Origin of the sequence: Flavihumibacter rivuli, assembly GCF_018595685.2 — a bacterium.
Taxonomy (GTDB): Bacteria; Bacteroidota; Bacteroidia; order Chitinophagales; family Chitinophagaceae; genus Flavihumibacter; species Flavihumibacter rivuli.
Genome location: NZ_CP092334.1, coordinates 563,413 through 584,870 on the forward strand (window position 1 = coordinate 563,413; position 21,458 = coordinate 584,870).

General features: G+C 49.5%; 14 protein-coding genes. 3 read left to right on the plus strand and 11 right to left on the minus strand.

Annotation, left to right across the window (positions count from 1 at the left end):
• Position 1 precedes the first annotated feature (1 nt).
• Positions 2–1,141: an efflux RND transporter periplasmic adaptor subunit gene (locus KJS94_RS02430; RefSeq protein ID WP_214447163.1), complete on the plus strand. Its 1,140-nt coding sequence runs from the start codon at positions 2–4 to the stop codon at positions 1,139–1,141.
• A gap of 74 nt (positions 1,142–1,215) precedes the next feature.
• Here the strand turns inward: KJS94_RS02430 and KJS94_RS02435 are convergent, their stop codons facing one another.
• From KJS94_RS02435 to KJS94_RS02475, 9 genes are all read right to left on the minus strand, one after another.
• The gene (locus KJS94_RS02435; RefSeq protein WP_214447164.1) at positions 1,216–1,536 is read right to left on the minus strand and encodes a cupin domain-containing protein; all 321 of its coding nucleotides are present in this window, start codon (positions 1,534–1,536) and stop codon (positions 1,216–1,218) included.
• A gap of 38 nt (positions 1,537–1,574) precedes the next feature.
• Positions 1,575–2,768: a hypothetical protein gene (locus KJS94_RS02440; protein WP_214447165.1), complete on the minus strand. Its 1,194-nt coding sequence runs from the start codon at positions 2,766–2,768 to the stop codon at positions 1,575–1,577.
• Between the two features lie 179 nt (positions 2,769–2,947).
• Complete coding sequence (locus KJS94_RS02445) at positions 2,948–3,796, minus strand: type 1 glutamine amidotransferase (RefSeq protein ID WP_214447166.1); 849 nt, start codon at positions 3,794–3,796, stop codon at positions 2,948–2,950.
• 165 nt (positions 3,797–3,961) lie between these two features.
• Positions 3,962–4,720, minus strand: a complete 759-nt coding sequence (locus KJS94_RS02450; protein WP_214447167.1) for an OmpA family protein — start codon at positions 4,718–4,720, stop codon at positions 3,962–3,964.
• Positions 4,721–4,904: 184 nt separating this feature from the next.
• On the minus strand, positions 4,905–6,545 hold the full coding sequence (locus KJS94_RS02455; RefSeq protein WP_239804260.1) for an amidohydrolase: 1,641 nt from the start codon (positions 6,543–6,545) through the stop codon (positions 4,905–4,907).
• Between the two features lie 658 nt (positions 6,546–7,203).
• On the minus strand, positions 7,204–7,533 hold the full coding sequence (locus KJS94_RS02460) for a hypothetical protein (protein ID WP_214447168.1): 330 nt from the start codon (positions 7,531–7,533) through the stop codon (positions 7,204–7,206).
• 11 nt (positions 7,534–7,544) lie between these two features.
• Positions 7,545–7,991 (minus strand): hypothetical protein, encoded by a 447-nt coding sequence (locus tag KJS94_RS02465; RefSeq protein WP_214447169.1) that lies wholly within the window; start codon positions 7,989–7,991, stop codon positions 7,545–7,547.
• Positions 7,992–8,067: 76 nt separating this feature from the next.
• Entirely contained in the window at positions 8,068–9,180 is a 1,113-nt protein-coding gene (locus KJS94_RS02470; protein ID WP_214447170.1) for a carboxylate-amine ligase, read from the minus strand.
• 32 nt (positions 9,181–9,212) lie between these two features.
• Positions 9,213–10,166, minus strand: a complete 954-nt coding sequence (locus KJS94_RS02475) for an ATP-grasp domain-containing protein (protein WP_214447171.1) — start codon at positions 10,164–10,166, stop codon at positions 9,213–9,215.
• A 149-nt stretch (positions 10,167–10,315) separates the two neighbouring features.
• On the opposite strand from KJS94_RS02475, the gene KJS94_RS02480 reads away from it, so the two are divergent.
• Entirely contained in the window at positions 10,316–11,191 is an 876-nt protein-coding gene (locus KJS94_RS02480) for an alpha/beta hydrolase (RefSeq protein WP_239804261.1), read from the plus strand.
• A 118-nt stretch (positions 11,192–11,309) separates the two neighbouring features.
• Here KJS94_RS02480 and KJS94_RS02485 read toward each other — a convergent pair whose 3' ends face one another.
• Complete coding sequence (locus KJS94_RS02485; RefSeq protein WP_214447172.1) at positions 11,310–14,612, minus strand: TonB-dependent receptor; 3,303 nt, start codon at positions 14,610–14,612, stop codon at positions 11,310–11,312.
• Between the two features lie 179 nt (positions 14,613–14,791).
• On the opposite strand from KJS94_RS02485, the gene KJS94_RS02490 reads away from it, so the two are divergent.
• Positions 14,792–16,006 carry a bifunctional 3,4-dihydroxy-2-butanone-4-phosphate synthase/GTP cyclohydrolase II gene (locus KJS94_RS02490; protein ID WP_214447173.1) on the plus strand — a complete coding sequence of 405 codons (1,215 nt, stop codon included), beginning with the start codon at positions 14,792–14,794 and terminating at the stop codon, positions 16,004–16,006.
• Between the two features lie 424 nt (positions 16,007–16,430).
• Here KJS94_RS02490 and KJS94_RS02495 read toward each other — a convergent pair whose 3' ends face one another.
• Complete coding sequence (locus tag KJS94_RS02495; RefSeq protein WP_214447174.1) at positions 16,431–21,161, minus strand: translocation/assembly module TamB domain-containing protein; 4,731 nt, start codon at positions 21,159–21,161, stop codon at positions 16,431–16,433.
• Positions 21,162–21,458 lie beyond the last annotated feature (297 nt).

The following is a 21,458-nucleotide window of genomic DNA, read 5'->3' on the forward strand; positions in this document are numbered from 1 at the left end:
AATGAAAAGTTTGTATAGTGCATTGTTGATAGTAGTCTTTTTAGCGGCCTGCGCCGGTAAAAAGGAAGAGGCGCCCACCGAGACCAAACCGGCAGCGGTTACTGAAAAGGTTACGCTCACCAAAGAGCAGGTTACCAATGCCGGTATCCTTGTTGGTGCTGCCGTTGATACCACGGTGAGCCGGGAATTGATCGTTAATGGAACGGTGGATGTGCCGCCACAGAACATTGTGTCGGTAAGCTTCCCATTGGGTGGTTACCTTAAATCCACCAAACTGCTTCCGGGGATGCGGGTGAGCAGGGGAGAGGTGATCGGTATGATTGAAGACCAGGGCCTGGTGCAATTGCAACAGGATTACCTGGTGACAAGGTCAAAATTGCAATACCTGAAACAGGAATATGACAGGCAAAAGACCCTTAGCGAAAACAAGGTGAATGCGGAAAAGATCTTCCAGCAGGTGCAGGCCGATTACCAGTCGCAGCAGGTAATGCTGAAAGGGTATGAGGAGAAACTGTTGCTGATCGGTGTTTCCCCTGCCTCCCTGAATGAACAGAATATTTCAAGGTCTGTAGCCCTTCGGTCACCAATCAATGGTTATGTGTCTAAGGTGAACGTGAATATTGGTAAGTATGTGAATCCAACCGATGTGTTATTTGAACTGATCAATCCGGATGATATCCATGCCGCCCTGACCGTATTTGAGAAGGATATCAGCAAGATCAGGAAAGGCCAGCGGGTGGATATCAGTTTTGTGGATGACCCTTCCACCACCTATAAGGGTGAAGTACTGATCTTCTCCCATAACCTGGATGATGACCGCAGCGGCATTGTGCATTGCCATTTTGAAACCCGGCCAAGGAACCTCATGCCGGGTATGTTCCTGACGGCAAAAATAAAGTTGGATAATTCACCGGCACTGACCGTTCCTGATGAAGCGGTGGTGCGATATGAAGGCAAGCACTATGTGTTTGAATCCCTTGGTAATAATGAATTTCACCTGATCGAGGTGAAGACAGATACCGTGTCATCCGGAATTCTCGCTATTTCGAGTCAGGAACACGACCTGCAACGCAAGAAGCTGGTAGTAAAGAATGCCTATTCCGTATTGGGTAAAATGAAGAATACCACTGAAGAGGAATGATAGATCCTGTTGATAGAAATAATAAAGGGTCATTGTCAGGTACAATGGCCCTTTATCATTAATGGAAGAATGCTTTATTGAAATTTATACTCTTCCCTTACTGGTGAGAAGCTGTCGATCACAATACAATCGGTCAATGCAATTGCGCTATGGGGGACATTAGAGGGGATCACCTGTGTAGATCCTGCGCTGAAAACCGTGGTGACGCCACCAATAGTCATCTGGAGCTCACCTGATAGGATGAAAGTGATCTGTTCATGTACATGGTGGTGCTCAGGCAGGGAACTGCCTTTCCTGATCTCCCAATACGTTAGGCTGCTTTTGTCACCATGCATGAAGCGCCCGAAAAAGCCGGGTACCACTTCCCTTGGTGTCATGTCTTTTATATTTTGCATTGTTCCTTGTTTTTGATAGTAATGACAATCAGGGAGTATCAATGTTCAAATAGGCAAACACTTCCCCCAACCCATTCCTTGTCTTTATTGTACCTTACGCCGATCATCTTGCCCTTGCTCAGGCGGGCCAGGTTGATGGCCGGTTTTGGCCTTTCCCATCCTTCCTTCCAGATATACATCATCCTGATCTCTGCCTTTGCCGGTACATCCGGTGTGGGTATCACATCGGCATAGTTGACCTTCTTCTGGAGGATCCAGTTTTCCGGATCCTTGATGGCTTCAATATCGGCCTGTGTTACATCAATCACCACTCCCTGCCCTGCAAAAGAAAACAGGGGTTTTAATACATATTGGCCAAGGTCCCTGGGTACCTGTTTGAGTTCATTCAGGAAATAGGTAGGTGGAACATAGGGATGCCTGATGAAAGGCAGGGTAAACTTGCTGATGCGGTAAAACCAGTTGGGATGCGGTATCCATTCTACATCCAGGTCCTGGGTTATATCCACATGTGGACCAATCGCTGCCTGCTGTGCATGCAGGTCATCGAATATAACGCGATTGTATATGCGCTTTATCCTTGTCTTTGTCCCGTTGTTGAGATAGTAAAGGGCATTCCCTTCCTGGATCAGCTCGGTCAGGCAGACCGGTTGGATGCCGAGGTAGTCCTGGGTACAGTAGAAGTCTATCCTGGTCTTTTGCTCATGCGGCCTGATCTCCAGCAGGATCACCTCTTCCTTGCTGTAAGGGCCAAGGATCAGTTCCATCAGGTCGGCCAGGTAAGATGCCTTATCATAGCCACCCAGGTATTGATGGTAATTGGCCGGGATATCAAAGTGGCGCCTGATCACCTCAGGGTAGTATACCTGAAAGCCAAATAACGTCGGGAAGCCTTGCATTTCAATGAGCTGTGGTTCCAGCTCCTGTTCTTCATTAATGCAGATGCCAAAGTCGAATGCGATCATATGGGCATGGTCATTTTCGTTCGGCACCCTTTCGCTTTGGGGAATACTCCTTTCGGTAAGTTCCTTGAAGCCGGGGGCCGTAATCACATCAATGATGGATTCGCAGGCGTCCAGTAGTTTATCCCGGAATGCCTTATCTATGAAGACCGGCGTTTCTGCAACCCTGAACTCAATGGCGCCGGGGTGCAGGCTGTGCAGGTCCTTGAGGAAAGCGTCATACTTCTCCCTGGTGAACTGGGCATTGAATGCTGCCCGGATTGATGGAACCATGAAAGCCTTTTTGGGAAGATAGGAAATTTTTCGACTATGGTTGGGTCGCATTACGGTGCAGTATTGCTATGGCCAGGCAATTCCTGATGGACAGCTAAAGTGTTTTCCTCCGATTGGTTGGCCGGCAATGCATGAGGCCTTCTAGGATCAATACACTTTATTCTATAGTGAAGATTGGGCTACACTAAAGCGGTATTGGACTGCAATTGCCTGATGCTATGCGACAGGAAATTGGGCAATACATGGGAATAGGTCCAGAGGATCTTATCCGGGTCATTCAGGTGTTCGATCATGCTTTGCCATTTTTCGAATCCATGGCTATTGATGACCGTTGTTTTCTTGTCTTCCCTTTGCAGGTACATGCTCATACCTATGGCATCCGCTTCGGGGTGGAACTGCGTGCCTACCATGTAATGGTTGAACCGGATGGCCATCATGGCCCTTTCAAAAGGTACATGTGGTCTTTCTTTCTCAATAGCCAGGATCTTTGCGCCCATGCTCCTGATGCGGGCATGGTCAGGCTGTATGACCTGGAAGTCCCGGCTGTCCACTGCATAGAAGGGGTCCTTCAGGCCGCCAAAAACAGGCTCTTGGTGTGCTCCGGGAAGCATATGTACCGGGAATACGCCAAAGGCGGTGGATTTGCGCCTGGCAACCTGGCCCACTTTGTAATGCCTGCAAGCCAGCTGGTAGGAATGGCAGATGAAGAAGACGAATTTCTTTTCTGTGTTGGCCGGGGAATTGTTCCAGTCTTCTACCGATTGCAGCCAATTGAAGTAAACCTTTTCCCATTCGCTGCCCTCGCTGTCGAGTGGGGAACCCGGCCCCCCGGAAGAAATATAGAGTTGATAAGAAAGGTCAGGTACCTGGTGGCTGAGTCTCACTTCAAACTCATCCCACTCCAGGTCGATATGATTGGCCTCTGCATATTGGTTCAGGATCTCCCTGATACAACGCATACCCTGGTTCTCGACGCCTTCGTAGAGGTCGAGGATCGCTACCCTTATCTTGTTTCTTCCCAAAGCCATAGCTGCAAACTTAAGGGTTTTACCGTTTTTACGGGGGGATGGGCTTCGGGACATGGATAATCGGGATGGTGGGGTTGATCTCCGGCAATACAGGATTGGGATCGGGGCCATTATAGCCCCGATCCTATATTGTTGACGGATCCGGGATTGCCTGCTGCCAGGACTTCAATTCGTTTGTTCAGCCAGTTCCCAAAGCTTACTGAGGTCGGGGTTGAGAATGATCTCGGTTCTCCTGTTCCTTGACCTTCCTTCAGGGGTGGCATTGTCATCTACAGGCTGGTACTTACTCTTGCCTGCTGAGGTCAGGCGGCCGGGATCAACACTATAATTGTCCCTCAGGATCCTAACGATACTGTTTGCCCTTTCGGTGCTTAGTGACCAGTTGTCCTGGTAGGCTTTCTTAATGGCAATAGAGTCTGTATGGCCCACCACTGTCACCTTTATATCAGGGTGTTCATTCAAAACGGCTGCCACAGTTCCCAGGGCTTCAATGCCGGCCTTTCCCAATTTGGCACTTCCGGTCTGGAAAAGCAGCTTGTCCTGCATGGAAATGTACACCAGGCCGTTCTTGTAGGTTACTTCTATATCCTCTTTGCTGAACTTATTCATGGCCTCAGCTACCTGGTGCCTGATCTCTTCCATTGATTTGCCCTGGGCAGCAAGGGCTCCCTCTAATTGCTGTTGTTTTTTTTGAATAGTGGCATAAGCGTCCTTGCATTTCTGGATGTCGCTGTTGAGGGAGCTGTTCTGTGATTGAAGGTTGCTAACCTGCCCATTCAAGTCCTTCACCTGGTTGTTCAGGTTACCGTTCTCGCTTTGCAGTTTCGCGATCTCTTCGTTCGCCGCCGTCAGTTTCTTCTTGGAAACACAACTGCCCATTGTCAATACCAATGCGGCCAGCAGGAATAATCTTACTTGTTTCATGGTTGGTAGTTTAATGATGAATGGTTCCATTGCGGAAATGGAATGCTGGTACTGATTCAGTGCATTAACCAAACAGGTGGATACGTTTAGCGTTGGCAAAGGGAATGGAGTCCGCGAGGGTATCTAAAGTTACAAAACAAAACGGGACACCTGGTCCCGTTTTGCCTTTTACTGTTTAATGTGCTTATTGCTTTTTCTGGTAGACTTCTTTTCCTCCCACATAAGTGCTGATGGCTTTGGTGGAAAGGATCTTGTCTTCCGGGATAGTCATGAGGTCCTGGTCAAGGATAACAAAATCGGCCAGTTTACCTTTTTCCAGGCTACCTTTTTCCTGTTCCTCGAAATTGCTTTTAGCTGCCCAGATGGTCATGCCCCTGAGTGCATCCTGCCTGCTCAGTGCGTTCTCCATTTGGTAACCTTCCTTTGGATAGCCTTTGGCATCCTTCCGCACTACGGCTGCATAGAAGGTCTTGAAGGGGGAGATGTCTTCCACCGGGAAATCAGTGCCCAACGGTATCCAGCCATTCTGGTCCATCAGGTCCTTGAAGGCATAGGCGCCTTTCTCCCTTTCCTTACCCAGTCTTTGTCCTGCCCAATACATGTCGGAAGTGGCATGGGTGGGTTGAACCGAGGGGATGATATTATAAGCGCCGAATAATTTGAAATCATCCTTGTTCACCACCTGTGCATGTTCTATTCTCCAGCGCTGGTCGTTCTTGCCTTTCAGGTACTTACCATAGATTTTGAGGATGGTTCGGTTGCCGCTGTCGCCAATGGCATGGGTACACATCTGGAACTGCTTGGCTGCAATGACTGCGGCCACTGAATCGAAATGTTCGGGATTGCTCAGGAGGAAGCCGTAATGGCCGGCCCTGTCATTGTAAGGTTGCAGCAGGCAGGCTCCCCTTGATCCCAATGCGCCGTCTGCATAAACCTTAAAGGACCTTACATTCAGGAAGGGGGTCTTGATCTTTCCCCGCTTGAAGATGTAATCGTAATTCTTTTTGGCATCGCTCAGCATGGCGAAGATGCGCATCTGCAGGTCACCGCTTTGCTGCAGGCTGTCAATGAACAAAACTTCATTGTAATCGAGACCGCAATCATCAACGGTTGTCAATCCCATGGCGAAACAATTCTGCTGGGCATCGAGCAAGGCTGCTTTCATTTGTTTGGCATCGGGTGCCGGGATCTTTGATCCGACGAGGTCGACTGCATTATCGATCAGTACGCCTGTTAGCTGGCCATCCTTTACCTCGATATCACCACCCACCAGTTTGTCACCGGCTTTTATCCCTGCCAGGGTAAGCGCCTTCTGGTTGGCAATGGCGGCATGGCCATCGATGCGGGTAAGGATGACAGGCCGGTCGGGGAACAGCTGGTTGAGTGCGATATTGGTGGGGTATTCCTTAATGGGCCAGTCATTCTGGTCCCAACCCCTTCCAATCAGCCAGCCATCGGGATGTTCAGCTGCGAAGGTGCGCAATTTGTCGAGGATGGCTTCCCAGCTTTCAGTTCCCACCAGGTCGGCAGTTTGCAATCCCAGGCCATAGCGGTAGAAATGGCAGTGTGCATCTATCAGTCCGGGGTAGACGAATTTTCCACCGGCATCCACGGTGTTGGAAGAAGCATATTGTCCCATGATGGCATCATTGGAGCCGGTAGCGAGGATCTTGCCATCCTTTATAGCCATGGCTTCTGCCTTGCTGAATGCGCTGTCGATCGTATAGATGGTGGCATGGTGGATGATGAGGTCGGCCTGCTCCTTGCTGTTGCAGGAAACAATGGCCAGGGCAGCCAGGCCCATCAGCAATAAGGATCGTTTCATTTGTGAAGTGATTTTACGGATGTTTTATTGGCTAGGAGAAGGTAGTGCCGGCAAATATAGGGATAGCCTGGGGTTAATAGGGGAGTTGATAAAGGGGGTATGGCAACTTGCTTAGCGCTTCGGCGGGGTCCTCTGCGAGAGCTACTGTGTATCCACATCTTCACCTCAGCAGGGTCTCCCGCAGGGGACCCTGATGTATAAAAGGTGAAATGATTTATGCATCCAACAGCTAATCTCATCTTCCAACTACCCGTTGGTCATAAGACACGACGGGGGCGCGGGGGGGTAAATCTTTTCATCCCATAGTGGTTCTCTTCAAAAGTCCCCGATTTATATCTATCCTACTATTCATCAGGGTCCCCTCCGGGAGACCCTGATGGGGGATAAAGGATCCCGATGAACTTTCATCTTATTATTCATCAGGGTCCCTTTCAGGAGACCCTGCTGAGGTTAAAGGGAGCGGTTGTATTCATCAGGGTTCCTTTCAGGAGACCCCGCTAGGGTTAAAAGATCACTTCACCTCAGCAGGGTCTCCCGCAGGGGACCCTGATGATTAGTAGGGTGAAAATTCATCGGGGATTCTTGAAGAGTACCAATAGGGAGTGGAAATATTTATCCCCCCTCGTCTTCCGAAGCTTTAGCGAAAGCAGGTCTCCTCTTACAACACCAACCCGAAAACCGTATCCACCACCAGGTTCAGCAAACTCTGCCGGAACTGGTCAATGCGGATGAGCGATAAGCCCGCCTGTTTCAAAGCGACCATCTGTGCCAGGTCCTTCTGGCTCAATACCAGCCATTCAAAATCGCGGGTTGTCAGCTTTCCTTCGGCAAGCAGTATGGTCCAGCGTTTGAGGTTCTCCTTGGTCTCTTTGAGGAATTGCTTGCCATCCTTTACAGCCTGTTTGGTATAATGCTGTACCGACATCTTCGCCAGTTCTTCCAACTGGCTGACAAGTGTCTTGAAGATCTTTTCAAAATCAACCGGCATGGGAAAAAGTTTTATTGTTTGAGTTCTTTAGGCGTGATTTTCCCGCTTTCCAATTCTGCCAGCTGGTCAAAGGCCTTGCCCACCTGGATCTTCGCCTCATTGATGAAGGTTTCGGAGAGGGTCGATTCTGTCTTCCAGCGTTTGAGGAATCCTCCCATCAGGTTCTTGTCGGGGTCGCGCAACAGGTTCCACATGCTGATCCGGATATCATTCTTTGCCCGGTGCAGTTCATACTCGTACAACTTATCCCATTTATCGGTGAAATTGCTGATGGCCTCCGATTGGCTATCATAGGTCCTGGTAGCTTTATCCATCAGTTTGAGGGCATCCACCTTTAACCCGGTGGTCTGCGAATAGACCTGCTGGTCGTAGGGGGCAGTAATGGCACAGCCCATTGACTGGGCCAGTGCAAGGGAAAGGAAAAGGCCCGTCAGCAGGAGTTTGAATCGTTTAAGCATATCCGTTATAGTGGTATAATGTTAACTACTGTTCTTCCATCCTGGCAACGGGCCACTGTATCTTCAGTAATGTTCCCTAGATGCCATAGAGGAACTGGTCGTGGATATAATCCACTACCGAAACCATGCTATTGGTTTCCTGGTACGTCTTCAGTTGCCTGTCGGCGCCTGTTCCGGTCTCCAGCAAATTGGGTACCAGTGACAGGATATGGCGGCTGCCCAGTTGGTCCACTACATCGTCAATGAAATCGAGCAGCTCATAGATCAGCACACGGGTATTCACTTCTTCCTCCTTACCGAAATCGATCAGCCTGCCGTCGATACCGTAACGGCTGGCCCGCCACTTGTTCTCATTGATCAACGCGCGGGAATACTGGATATAGTTCATGTTATTGGTCCGCAGCTTGTAAATCTTGGCACAGATGGCCTGGAACAATGCTGCAATGATAATGGTCTCATGAACGGTGAGCGGCACATCGCAGATCCTGAACTCTACCGTGTTGAAGAAGGGGTGCACCCTGAGGTCCCACCATATCTTCTTGGCATTATCAATACAGTTGGTCTTTACCAACATCTTGATATAGTTGTCATAATCCTCGATGGTCGCGAAATATTCGGGTATCCCTGTACGTGGGAACTTGTCGAATACCTTGGTGCGGAAAGATTTATAGCCCGTTAGCCTGCCTTCCCAGAACGGCGAATTAGTGCTGAGCGCGTAGATATGGGGCAGGAAATAGCGGGTACTGTTGGCGATATGGTTGGCCATCTCACGGCTTTCCATGCCCACATGCACATGCAGGCCGAAGATCAGGTTGCTCCTGGCCGCTTCCTGCAACTCATTTACGATCTCACTGTAACGGATATGTTCAGTGATGAGCTGGCTTTCCCAATGGCTGAAGGGGTGTGTTCCTGCCGCGCCCATCCAGAAGCCGAGGTCTCCGGCCACCTGTGAAATGGTCTTGCGCAGCATGGCCACATCATGGAAGGCCTCATCAATATCTTTACAGATATCGGTCCCTACTTCCACTACGGCCTGGTGCATTTCAGCCTTTACTTTATCCTTGATGATCTTTTGTCCTTCCAGTACGATCCGTTGTTCATGACTTTTCAGTTCACGGGTCTGTGGATCAATCACCATGTATTCTTCTTCAACACCCAGGGTAAACTGCTGGTAATTGATAGTTGACATAGCAAGTCGTTGTGTTTTACAAGGTCGGTTGGTTAAATCAATTTGTTTTTTGCTGAACTGCGCTTCACATATTCACCCCAGGTGAGGTTATCGGCACCGGGCTTTTGCGCCAGGGCCTTCTCAATGGCATAGTTGGCGGCTGTTTCCACCACCCACGCAAAATTGTCTTCGCCTACACTCTTGAGGTCAGCATCCGGCGCAGGGTTACAGAAGTCGATGGCATAGGGGATACCATCCCTAACGGCCAGTTCTACCGTATTGAAATCATAACCCAGGTATTGGTTGATGCGCAATACGATCTCTTCCATCTGTTTCAGCCTTTCCGGACTGGGTGAAAAGTCAGCCACATAGCGCAGGTGGTGAGGGTTACGTGGTTCGTAGGGCATGATGCGTACATACTTGCCGCCGATGCAGTAGCAACGGTAGTATTCGGTAAAGATGATCTCCTCCTGCAACAACATCACCAGTTCCCCGGTTTCACTGTGCTTGTCGAAGAAGTCTTCCATGCTTACCAGCTTATACACATTCTTCCATCCACCGCCGGCGAAGGGTTTCATATAGGCAGGGAAACCTACATAATTGAAGATGCCTTCCCAATCGAGCGGATAAGCCAGGTTGGAAAAGGACTGGTCGGTTGTGTCTGCCGGCAGGTCACGCGATGGCAGGATAACGGTCTTGGGTACCGGAACCCCGATCTTGGTGGCCAGGCAGTTGTTGAAGAACTTCTCATCGGCGCTCCACCAGAACGGGTTGTTGATCACGGCTGTGCCACAGAGTGCCGCGTTCTTGAGGAAGGCGCGGTAGAATGGCACATCCTGTGAAATGCGGTCAATGATCACCGCATATTCAGTGGCTTCCCCCTGTATCACCTTGTCTATCCTTACCGGTTCGGCTACGATTCCTTCAATATTCTTGCTGTTTACCCTTTCAATAAAGGCCATGGGGAAGCTCCGCTCCTGGCCAAAGAGAATGCCGATCTTTTTCATATGTGAAAAATTGTTTAATGGTAACTTACTGTGATGAATATACTATAAAATGATGAAGTACCATCAGGGGGCAAGGCTTTTCATTTTGCTGTCCGGAGAGCTGGTAATTTTTAAAGAAGTTCAAACATTTTTCTCCAAAATCCCTTATTTTGGGAGCTTTCTACTTTATTTCAGCGAGAACAGATATGATAGACGATGTGATGCCCCTTGAGAAAGAAACAGCCATACTAACTGCCAGATGGGAGATTGCTTCTAAACACCTTGACCGCAAGGTTGCCATTGATACCTATGTGCCTGCAGGGTTGACACAAGGGCAGCTTCCCAGTCTTTTACTGATCAATGATGGCCAGAACATGGACGAGCTTGGCCTGGTAGAAATGCTGGGTTCCCTGCTGGAAGATGGCCGTATCCATCCGGTGGTATGTGTTGGCATCCATGCAGGGGAGGAGCGGAAGATGGAGTATGGTACTGCTGCTGTTCCCGATTATATGGGACGTGGTGCCAAGGCAGAATTGTACACCCTTTTTGTTTTTGAGGAACTCCTGCCTTTTGTCCGCAAGAAACTTGATATCCCACAGTTCAAGGAAAAGACCTTTGCCGGTTTCTCCCTGGGCGGCCTCAGTGCCCTGGATATTGTTTGGGCCCACCCCCATGAATTCACCAAGGTTGGGGTATTCTCCGGCGCCCTCTGGTGGCGTTCTATCGATCAGGATGACCCTAATTATGACGATGACCAGCACCGGATCATGCACCAGCTGGTAAGGGAAGGGGAATATGCCTATTGGTTAAAGTTCTTCTTCGAAACCGGTACCCTCGATGAGACCAATGACCGGAACAATAACGGCATCATCGACTCCATTGATGATACCGTAAGCCTGATGGAAGAGTTGGCCAGGAAAGGCTATGACCGCGACCGCGACATGGTTTACCTGGAGTTGGCCAATGGCAGGCATGATGTGGAAACCTGGGCCATTGCCATGCCGGTATTCCTGGAATGGGCCTTTGGCAGGGGAAGGAAAGGATAAGGTAATAGATAAGCAACTTTCACCTGTATAGGAAGGGGTGTCAATATACCCGATAAAAAAAGTCTGGACCATTTGGCCCAGACTTTTTTTATGGATCTCATTCGACTGGCGAATGGACTTAGAAGATGTAACGGATACCGAACTGGGCCTGCCATACATCGATCAGGCTGGTACCACGACGGTAGGTCTCGTAGTTCAGGCTGCCGCTGGTCAGGTTCATGCGGTAGATGGGTACACCAGTAGCTGGGTCATAACCACGGGCTGCCAGGGGAGCATTGTTGTTCACAACATAGCCAACACCCCATGCAGAATTGATCATGTTTCCTACGTTGAAGATATCCGCACGCAGCTGGATAGTGTGACGCTGCTTACCAATGGTACGGAATACTTCCAGCATACCGCTCAGGTCGAAACGGGTAACCATTGGAAGATTAACACCATTACGCTCAGCATACTTACCACGACGGCTGCTCAGGTAAGCATCCTGGTTGATGTATGCTTCGAAGGCATCAGCCTGCTGCTGGGCAGTATAGGTTACACCACCTGTTGTATAGGTTTGGAAGTTCATCTCGCCTTTGCTTGCAGGGATATACAGCAGGTCGTTACCCTGGATACCATCACCATTCATATCACCAGAATAGGTGTAAGAAGTACGGCCCTGGTTCTGGGATTGACCAGCAAGGGTGAACTGAACGGCCATAGTCTTGGCGATCTCCTTACGGTAAGTTACCTGACCGATTACACGGTGGCGCAGGTCGTTATCGCTGAAAGCGAGGTCAGGGCTGTTGTTACCCCTTACGCTCCTGTTGTCCCTCCAGCTGGAGAAAGCGATAGAACCGGCCTGGATATAATCGCGTGAGCGACCGAAGTTATAAGCAACCATCCAGCCGAAGCCTTGTGCACGCATAGGCTTTTCAACCTTGAAGGTAGCCATGAATGACTGGCCAAGAGGACCGCTCTTCAATACGGTAGCGTCGGTGATCTTGGTGTTGATGCGGGATGCTGCGTTGAAAGCAGAACCAGACAGCAACTGACCGGTTGCAGGGTTGAAGGTGCCGTACCTTGGACGGTTATCCGGACCACTGAAAGTACCGGTAGCAGGCTTCAGGTTGGCATTGTAGTAGAATACGTTGCTCAGGCTCTGCGTGAACAATACTTCAGCAGAAGCAATGATTCCACCACCGATGTTCTGGTCGATACCCAGGTTGGTACGGAATACCTGTGGGAAACGGAAGTCCTTCTCGGTAGTAGCAATGTTATAGGAAGGTGCAGGAGAGCCAGGGTTGTTGATAACCGGGATATTAGCAGTAACATCCGGGTTGAATGGGAAAGCCCTGGTATTATCGGTGCTGATAGAACCGCTCTGTACACCGTTGTTACCGATCTGGTTGCTGATCCAAACAAACGCAGGACGACCAGCGAACAGACCGAATCCACCACGGATCTGGGTCTTCTTGTTACCTGCTACATCATAGTTGAAACCAATACGGGGAGAGATCATCAACTTGGCAGAAGGCAACTGGGAAGTGCTCAGCTTGGTTGGGTTACCGTCTTCGTCAACAAAGTTGAGACCATCCACTTCGGTGTTGGTGAAACCAGAACCACCGAAGAAAGGAATATCGAAACGGGCACCATAGGTCAGGCTCAGCTTCTCATCCAGGGTAACTTCATCCTGGATATAAAAACCAAGATTATAGGCCTTGGTCACGGCATTCCACAAACCACCACCGGGAAGGTTGCTGTAAGTAAGGGCATACCTCCTGAGGTTAACAGGGTTGGTTTCCATATCAGGATTAGCCAGGAATGCATTTGCAGAAGCATAGAAGCTATCCAGGTTATGGAAAACATACTGGCCATGGATAGTGGGGGTGAACTGGTTGAAGAACTTGAACGCTTCGAAGTTCACACCTGCAGAAATAGTATGCTTGCCGGAATAGAAGGTCAGGTTATCAGAGAACTGCCAGGTATCGGTGTTAAGGATATTGTTCGGGGTGAACGGCTCTGAACCGAAAGTGATGTAGTTACGGTCGTTACCATCCAGGATATCCACAGTCGGGAAGGCAGGGGCCTTTGCGTTGCGGTAGTCCCTGTTGGCAGTGTAACCAACGATCAGGTCGTTCTGGAACTTATTGCTGATACGGCTGTTCAACTGGATGATACCGGAATAGATATCGTTGTTGATCTCATAGTTGGAGTTAGCAAAGGTCATAGCGAACAGGTTGTCCCTACGGCCGTTAAAACCACCTGAGTTTGAAACAGGTACATCGCGAACGGATTTCAGGATGTTACCACGAACGCTCAGTTTGTGTACATCGCTGATGTTCCAGTCGAACTTCACCAGGGCCTTGTCGCTCTTGGTTACCAGGCTATAATCCTGGTAAGGACCCGGGTTGTAGTTGAAGTTATTGATCAGGAAATCTGAAAGGGCTTCCAGGTCAGATTCCTTTACGCGGGTAACGTTACCGCCGGTAGTGGTGCCATCATTAGCGATGAAAGTGGTACCGGGGTCATTACGACGCTCTCCTTCATAGTTGGCGAAGAAGAACAATTTATTCTTGATGATCGGACCACCAATGCTGGCACCAAACTGCTTTACGTCGAAAGCAGTGGTCACAACATCCTGGTCACCATCCTTACCAGCCTTACGGCCTACCAAACCTTCGTTACGCATGTTGTAGAAGGCACTACCGTGGAAGGTGTTGGTACCGGAACGGGTAACAGCGTTGATAGAAGCACCGGTAAAGCCGGCGTCCTTCAGGCTATAAGGAGAAACGTTCACCTGGATCTCCTCGATCGCATCGAGGGAGATAGGGGTAGAGTTGGTTTGGCTACCGGGCAATGCCTGCAGACCAAAAGAGTTGTTGAAGATAGAACCGTCAATGGTCAGGTTGATGAAGCGGTTGTCCTGTCCGGCAAATGATGTACCGTTTGCCTGGGGGGTGAACTTGGTTACATCAGTGATGCTACGGCTCAGCGTAGGTACGCTGCTGATCATGCGGCGGTTGAAGTTAGAAGCGGTTCCCTTCCTGTCTTTGGAGATCAGGGAGCCTTTCTTTGTAGTGGCCACCACTACTTCCTGTAGTTCCTTTGAAGTGGAAACCATGGCAGCATCAATACGGGTGGGTTCACCTAATTGAACAGTAATGTCGGAAAGCGTCTGGGTATTGTAACCAACATACGAAATGGTTACCTTGTAAGGCCCCCCGATACGGATAGAGGGCAGGTTGAATTTTCCATCGCTGGTGGTAAGGGTTCTGTAGCGGGTTCCGGAAGGCTCATGCACAGCTTCGATCGAAGCTCCGGCCAGGCCTTTGCCGTTATTATCGGTGATAAAACCGATAATGGTACCGCTTGTTACCTGTGCAAAACTGGCCGTGCACAGCAACAAAAAGGTTAAAACTTGTACAATTCGTTTTGACATAGTTCAAAATTTTCAGGCGCAAAGATGCATAATTATTGGCATTAAAAATTGACGAAGTATTAACAAATTGTATCCTTAATGGTTGAACATTCTTCATGGAAAGGTTCTACCCACTTGCCTTTGGGAATTATTCAACCTTCCAGCCTAATAATCGTTAGTTTTGCATAAACGAGCCATTTATGTTAGATAGCATCGAAAGTGCGATTGAAGATATCCGGAATGGGAAGATGGTGGTAGTGGTAGATGACGAGGACCGTGAGAATGAAGGGGATTTTGTGATCGCTGCCCGCCATGCCACCCCGGAAGTGATCAATTTTATGAGTAAGGAGGGCCGTGGCCTGATCTGTGTACCCTTGCTGGAGGAGCGCTGTGAGGAACTGGGGCTGGAAATGATGGTGAACAGCAATACCTCCCTCCACGAAACTGCCTTTACCGTATCCGTTGACCTCCTGGGCAATGGCTGCACCACCGGGATCTCGGCCCATGACCGGTCCAAGACCATCCAGTCCCTGATCGATCCCAATACCAAACCTGCCGACCTGGGCAAGCCCGGCCATATTTTCCCTTTGAGGGCCAAGAAAGGCGGGGTGTTGCGCCGCGCAGGCCATACCGAAGCCACTATTGACCTGGCCCGACTGGCCGGAATGGAGCCTGCCGGGGTGTTGGTGGAAATCCTGAATGAGGACGGTACCATGGCCCGCCTGCCCCAGTTGCAGGTGATCGCGAAGAAATTCGGCCTGAAACTGATCTCCATCAAGGACCTGATCGAATACCGCCTGAAAAGGGATACCCTAATTGATGAAGTGGTAAGGGTGGATATGCCTACCCAATACGGTCACTTCAAAATGGTAGCTTTTAAGGAGAAACATACCCAGAATGAACATATGGCCCTGATAAAAGGGGAGTGGGAAAAGGATGAGCCAGTGCTGGTAAGGGTACACTCTTCCTGCTTCACCGGGGATATCCTGGGTTCCCTGCGCTGCGATTGCGGGGAACAACTGCACAAGGCACTCCAGATGGTGGAAGCCGAAGGAAAGGGTATTGTATTATATATGAACCAGGAGGGCAGGGGCATTGGCCTCATGAATAAGCTTCGGGCCTATAAACTTCAGGAAGAAGGGATGGATACCGTAGAAGCCAATATCCACCTGGGCTTCCCGATGGATAAGCGCGATTATGGGGTGGGTGCCCAGATCCTGCGCCACCTTGGGGTTACCAAGATCAGGCTGATCTCCAACAATCCCCGCAAGCGTGCCGGACTGGTAGGCTATGGACTGGAGATCGTTGACTGTGTACCCATCAAGGTTAAACCCAATCCCCATAATGAGAAATACCTGAAGACCAAGCGCGATAAGTTGGGACATAGGATTTTGAATGAAGGGGAGGGAGGGTGAGATATGGAGATGTGGACATGTGGAAACCCCCTCCGCTTCGCTACGAGGGCACGGTGTGGATATGTGATCTTTACGCTAACCATTTTAACCCCATCGGGGTCTTCCGAAGGGGACCCCGATGTATAAAAGGCGAAATATTAATGCATCCAACAGTTAAGCTAATCTTTCAACTACCCGTTGGTCATAAGACATAACGGGGGCGGGTATAAGTGATCTGCGCCGTTGATTGTAGCGATGCAATTATATGCTGAGCTACTGTTGTGTGTTATCACCAACAACTCCTTAACCCCATCAGGGTCTCTTTCAGGAGTCCTTGATGGGGAATAACAAGAACGCAAAGCATTGTTTTCCTTTGCGTCCTTCACGATTCCTTCGCCTGCCGATGCTAAAGCTAAGTCAGGCAAAGCGTTATAAAAAAGTCTAATCAATTACTCCCGTCCTGCGGGATGGAATCTGTGACCGGTGGTCCTTCTTTTCCCTTGTTCGCCTTCTTTTTCTTTCGCCTGAGGATCTCGTTTATCTTATCGAAATCGCGACGATAGGCCAGGCTGATACCCGAGCGGGCCAGGGCATTCTGGGCAATATAGCTCCAGTTGTTACGGTAGAAGAAGGTTACCCTGAACTTGCCATCAGGGGTCAGTTTATATTCCGCCGTCACATCTGGCAGGAACTGGAAGGTAGAGGATTGCGCTGCACTGATCCCGAAATCAATCGCGCTTCCCACTACAAAGGTCAATCGCTCATTCATATAACTCTTGGCCACTTTCAGGTTCACATTGGTACGGTCGGGTAGGTTGAAGCCCGAAGTCTGGCCGGTGATATTGGTGCCACTATAAAACGAGGCGTCAAGGTTGACTTTAAGACTCTTGTCATTGAAGATCTTCTGGAATGCCTTCGATAATTCATTGGTCAGCACTGTGGAAACCAAACCCGAGATACTGCTGATCACCAGGCTCTCAAAGGCTGCACTGCCTACTGTGCTTCCGCTACCCGCATTGCCGGATGTGGAGAGCGGTCCGAAAGTATTCAACAGGATCAGGTAGGAAACCTGCTTGTTCAACTCGTTCTCATCTTTCTGGATAATGGTCAGCAGGCCCAGCGCCTCTGCATTGTTCTTCAGCGGACTGTTCTGCGGCAGTTCGATCTGGAAGGAGATCCTTGGTTGGGTAAGCCTGTCGGTGATACTGGCCACCACATATACAGTACCCCTGAATCGTTTCACATCCTCACTGCTGATACCGGTGGCCATCAGGTCACTGAACTTGGCATTATCCGCTTCATACAAGGCATCGATCTTTAGGATGGCCTCATACGGATCACCATTCCAGGTGATGGAATTGTTCCTGCCGGGTAAGAGGATAAAGTTCTTCTTCAGTGATTGCAGGTTGAAATTATACTGGCCACTCTCTATCTCATAACGACCGCTCAGGGTAAGGTCATCGGTGGTGCCTACCCGCATTTTCAATTTGCCACTACCCTTGGCATTGATCACATCACCGGTCTTCTCGTCGATGATCATGTATACATCGGCAAGGGGGTTGGCGGTAATATCCATGGTCATGGTCAGCTTGCTTTCCTGGGAGTAGGGACGATAGGTCTCCATTTCCTTACCATATTCCTTCCAAACGATAAAGTCGGCCTCTGCGCTCTCCCTTCCTGATGACGTGGCCAGGTATACCGTGGATGCCGCAGTGGGTTCCCCGCTGATGGCCATTTCCATATCATCCATAGGCCCTGAGAAGGAGAGTTCGGCCTTTCCGATCACGGTTCCATAAAATAGTTTGTTGTCTATATTGGTCGTGTTCAGCAACAGCATTTTATTGGTTTTTACCCTGAAGTCAAATGCCATATCCTTGAACGCGTTATGGTAGAGCTTGCCTTCCGTGATCTCCCCTTTATTGCCCAGCGTATCCTGGATCTCGATCTTGCCGAAATCGATCAGGCCATCCTTGAATTCGATGGTTGCCTTGGGGATCTTGTAATAGACCTTGGTATAATCCACCATCATCCCAGCATCATGAAGGGTGGCAGAACCCAGGTAGCGCAAACTGCTCGACTTCCCAACGATCTGAAGGGTGCCATTGGCATAGCCATTCATCTTGCTGAAGATACCACCCAGGTATTGCTGCAGTAGGTTGATCCGGGTCTCTTCGAACCTGGTGACGATATTGATCTCTTCATTCAGGGTATCCTTGGTATTGACCAAACCGGCGAGGTCGAAATTGTAATCCTTGTTAACGGAAACAGCCTTGAAGCTCACCCTTCCTGATTTCTGGGAGAAAGTGCTGTTAAGGTCCAATACGCCGATGGAATCATTATCGAGCCTGAACTGTTCTGCCTTGGCGGCTACTTCAACCTGTAGGTTATTGAATGGATCGATCACTTCAATATTTCCCGACAACAAGCCTTCTATCCTGTTGGTCTTTACGAAGAAGGGGGTGAAGTCGCCGATATTGATCTTTTGCAGATCGATCTTCAGGTCGTTGCCCCTGCCAATGGCTGAAGGAACGGAACTGATCTTGATCTCCTGGTCGCCGCTGTAGATTCTCAACCCGTCGCTGGTCACCAGTTCTTTGGTCAGGATAAGTTCCCCTCCCTGGTCTATCACCCATTCTTTCTTATTGATATCAAAACTGGAGGGATTGAACATGATGCGCACACCATTCTTGAGGGTCTGCACTTCGCCTGAGATATTGGCCCTGTTCAATGTCTGGCTGGCACTGGTGCTGATGTTCACCTGCGAAATATCATTGCTCGACCGGATATCCAGGTGGGAATCGGGGAAATGCAGGCTGTCATTGATATAGATATCACCGATATCCGTAGCTACGGAAAGGGAATCGTAGTTGCCCCTTCCCTGGAACTTCAGGTCATATACGGCCAGGTTCTTGTACCCGAACTGGGGGATTTCTGCATCCAGGTCAAATATGTTCTCCTTATTGTTGACCCTTCCATTGATGGTTGCGTAATTGAATCCTTTTAGGTTCTTGTCCAGGAGGTCGAGGTAGTCATCCACTTTCCTGGTGGTGATGAAGAAACTGAAATTATTGCTGGTCTTGCGCGATGAGGCCCTGATATAACTGGGGTAATACCTGTTCAGGAAGGTCTGGAAGGCATCGGGAAGGGAACTGATATTGAATTCCCCTGCCAGCACTCCTTCGAATTCATTGCTCTTGACAGTAATGGTCTTGTTGGTGGCATTGATCCTGGATGACTCGATGTATAGCGAGTCAAAACTGATGCGCTGGCCATTCTTGAAAATGGACGCATTGGATACCCTTGCCGAACCCAGGAAGTTGTCGATCTTATCCCCTACGAAATTGATGTCAAAGGTTCCTGCAAAGTCGATCTCATCCCTGGAGAAGTTCAGGTTGCGAAGGTTGGCATTATTGATCAGGGCATTGAAATCGAAGCGGGGCACTTTCCCTGACAGGTCTACCAGGCCCTTGAGCTTGCCTTCCAGGAAAGCATCATTCACGACAAGGTTACCATTGAAGAGTTTATTGGCCACTTTACCATCCACGGCAATATCGTTATAACTATGGCCATTGTATTCAAAATAAGGCACAATACCCTTCAGCTGGGCATCGAGGGTTTTCAGGGTGAAGCCCTTTCCCTTCACGCTTCCTTCGAATGCGAATTTCCCCAACTGGCTATTGTCGATGAAACTGCCCAGGTCAAAGGGATTGGTACTGATATTACCACTGTAGATCGGTGATCCCTTGTCAGGAAACTTCATGTTCACATCTGTGATGAGGGTGCCCAGTGCCGTTTCAATGGTACCATAGGTAACGAAGTCCTTGATGAAACCGGTAAAGTTGCCTTTAAAGTTTACATACTGAAGTTTGTCCAGCCTAGGGGTTTTGATGTCTTTCAGTTCAGGGATGATCCGTAAGGCATCCTCGTAAGTGGTATGGAACGCTCTTACTTCACAGTCCAGGAAGGTCTGGTCAATATCAGGAAGTCCGCGAAGGGCAAAGTCTCCCTGCAGTACCGTTCCCTGTCCGGCCTTGGCCATGATGTTCTTACTGGAGAGGTTGCTGATGGGGCCTTTCACAATACCGGTGATGGTTAAACGCTTTTTCCAGTTGGCCATTTCCGGCGCGAAATAAGCTATATCGTCACTATCGATAATGGCTTCTTCCATATCGCCTTCAAGGGTTACTTTATTTAGAAAGTCCGACATATCATCGAAGGTCTTGTACCGCATGGCAAAGAACTTCTTGAGCCTGCTCTTGTTGGTCCGGATATCCAGTTTATGGAATTCCATGGCCTCCGGATGCCAGCGCAGGTTAGCCTTGAGTTGCTTTACCTCAAAGCCGCTACGTTCCTTTGTCGCAATATTGATATTGCCGCTGATGGTATCGTTCTCCAGTCTTACCTTTTCAAACCGGCTATTGATACTTGCCCACTGGAAATGCGCACCATCAAAGAAATAGTAGGGTTCCCTGTCGGTCTGCAGGTCATTGCGGAAAGAGCCATTCCTGATGGTCATCAGGTTGATGGCCAGCTTCCACTTGCCGGCATTCCAGCGCAGGTTCCTGGGATCATTCGGTGGAATGGGGGAAGGCGGCCTTGGTGCCCTTGGGGGCCTCCTGCCATCGTAATTATAAATCGAGAAAACCGGTTCCACCAATGCCAGTTCTTCTATCAGGATCTCCTTCTTTTTCAGGTCGAAGGTCTTGGTGTTGAGGTGCAATGAACCGAGGGAAAGGCCAAGGTTTTCTCCCCGCCACTCGTCTTCCTGCAAAAGCCGGATATTCTTCAGGTCAACGGTTCGTAAAGAAAGTTCAATAGGCTGTTTATCCTTCTTGCTGGGGGTGGGGCTCGAAAAATAGTCTACCAGGAACTGGTAATTCCATACGGAATCGCGGCGGTGGAGGTAGACCACCGTATTCTCCAGCCCGATGTATTTCAGTTCGATCTTATCCTTGAGGAAGAACCAGTCGGTGATATTCACTTTCAGCGCACCCGCATACAACAGCGTGTCCTTGTTGCGGTCGCGCACCAGTGTGCCTTCCAGTTCAAGTTTATTGAAAAAGGCCAGGTCAATGCGGGATACCCTCACCTCTGTATTCAGCGCCTTTGAAAGGCGGTTGCCTGCCTGGTGGATGAGGAAGTTCTGTACCGGGCCGGTCTGTAAAAGCAGGAACACTACCAGTATCAGGACCAGTAAGGATAGGAGTATGTAACCCAGTATGGAAAGCGCTCTTTTCAGGTTCCGGCTATTAATGGGTAAAAATAATAATATAGCTGCTTGTTCCGGTGTCCAATGGGCATTATTATGACCATTGGGACAAGGGTGGTCATCCTAAGCTAAGGAAAAAGCCCGTTGGGGGTACAGGCCATCGCCCGGGCAAGGGTAATTTAACAGTGTTTTGGTGCCAGGGCCATTGCATTTTGGCTGACCCCGGAACATGTTGGCTACCAAAGGAGCATAGGCACGCCAATG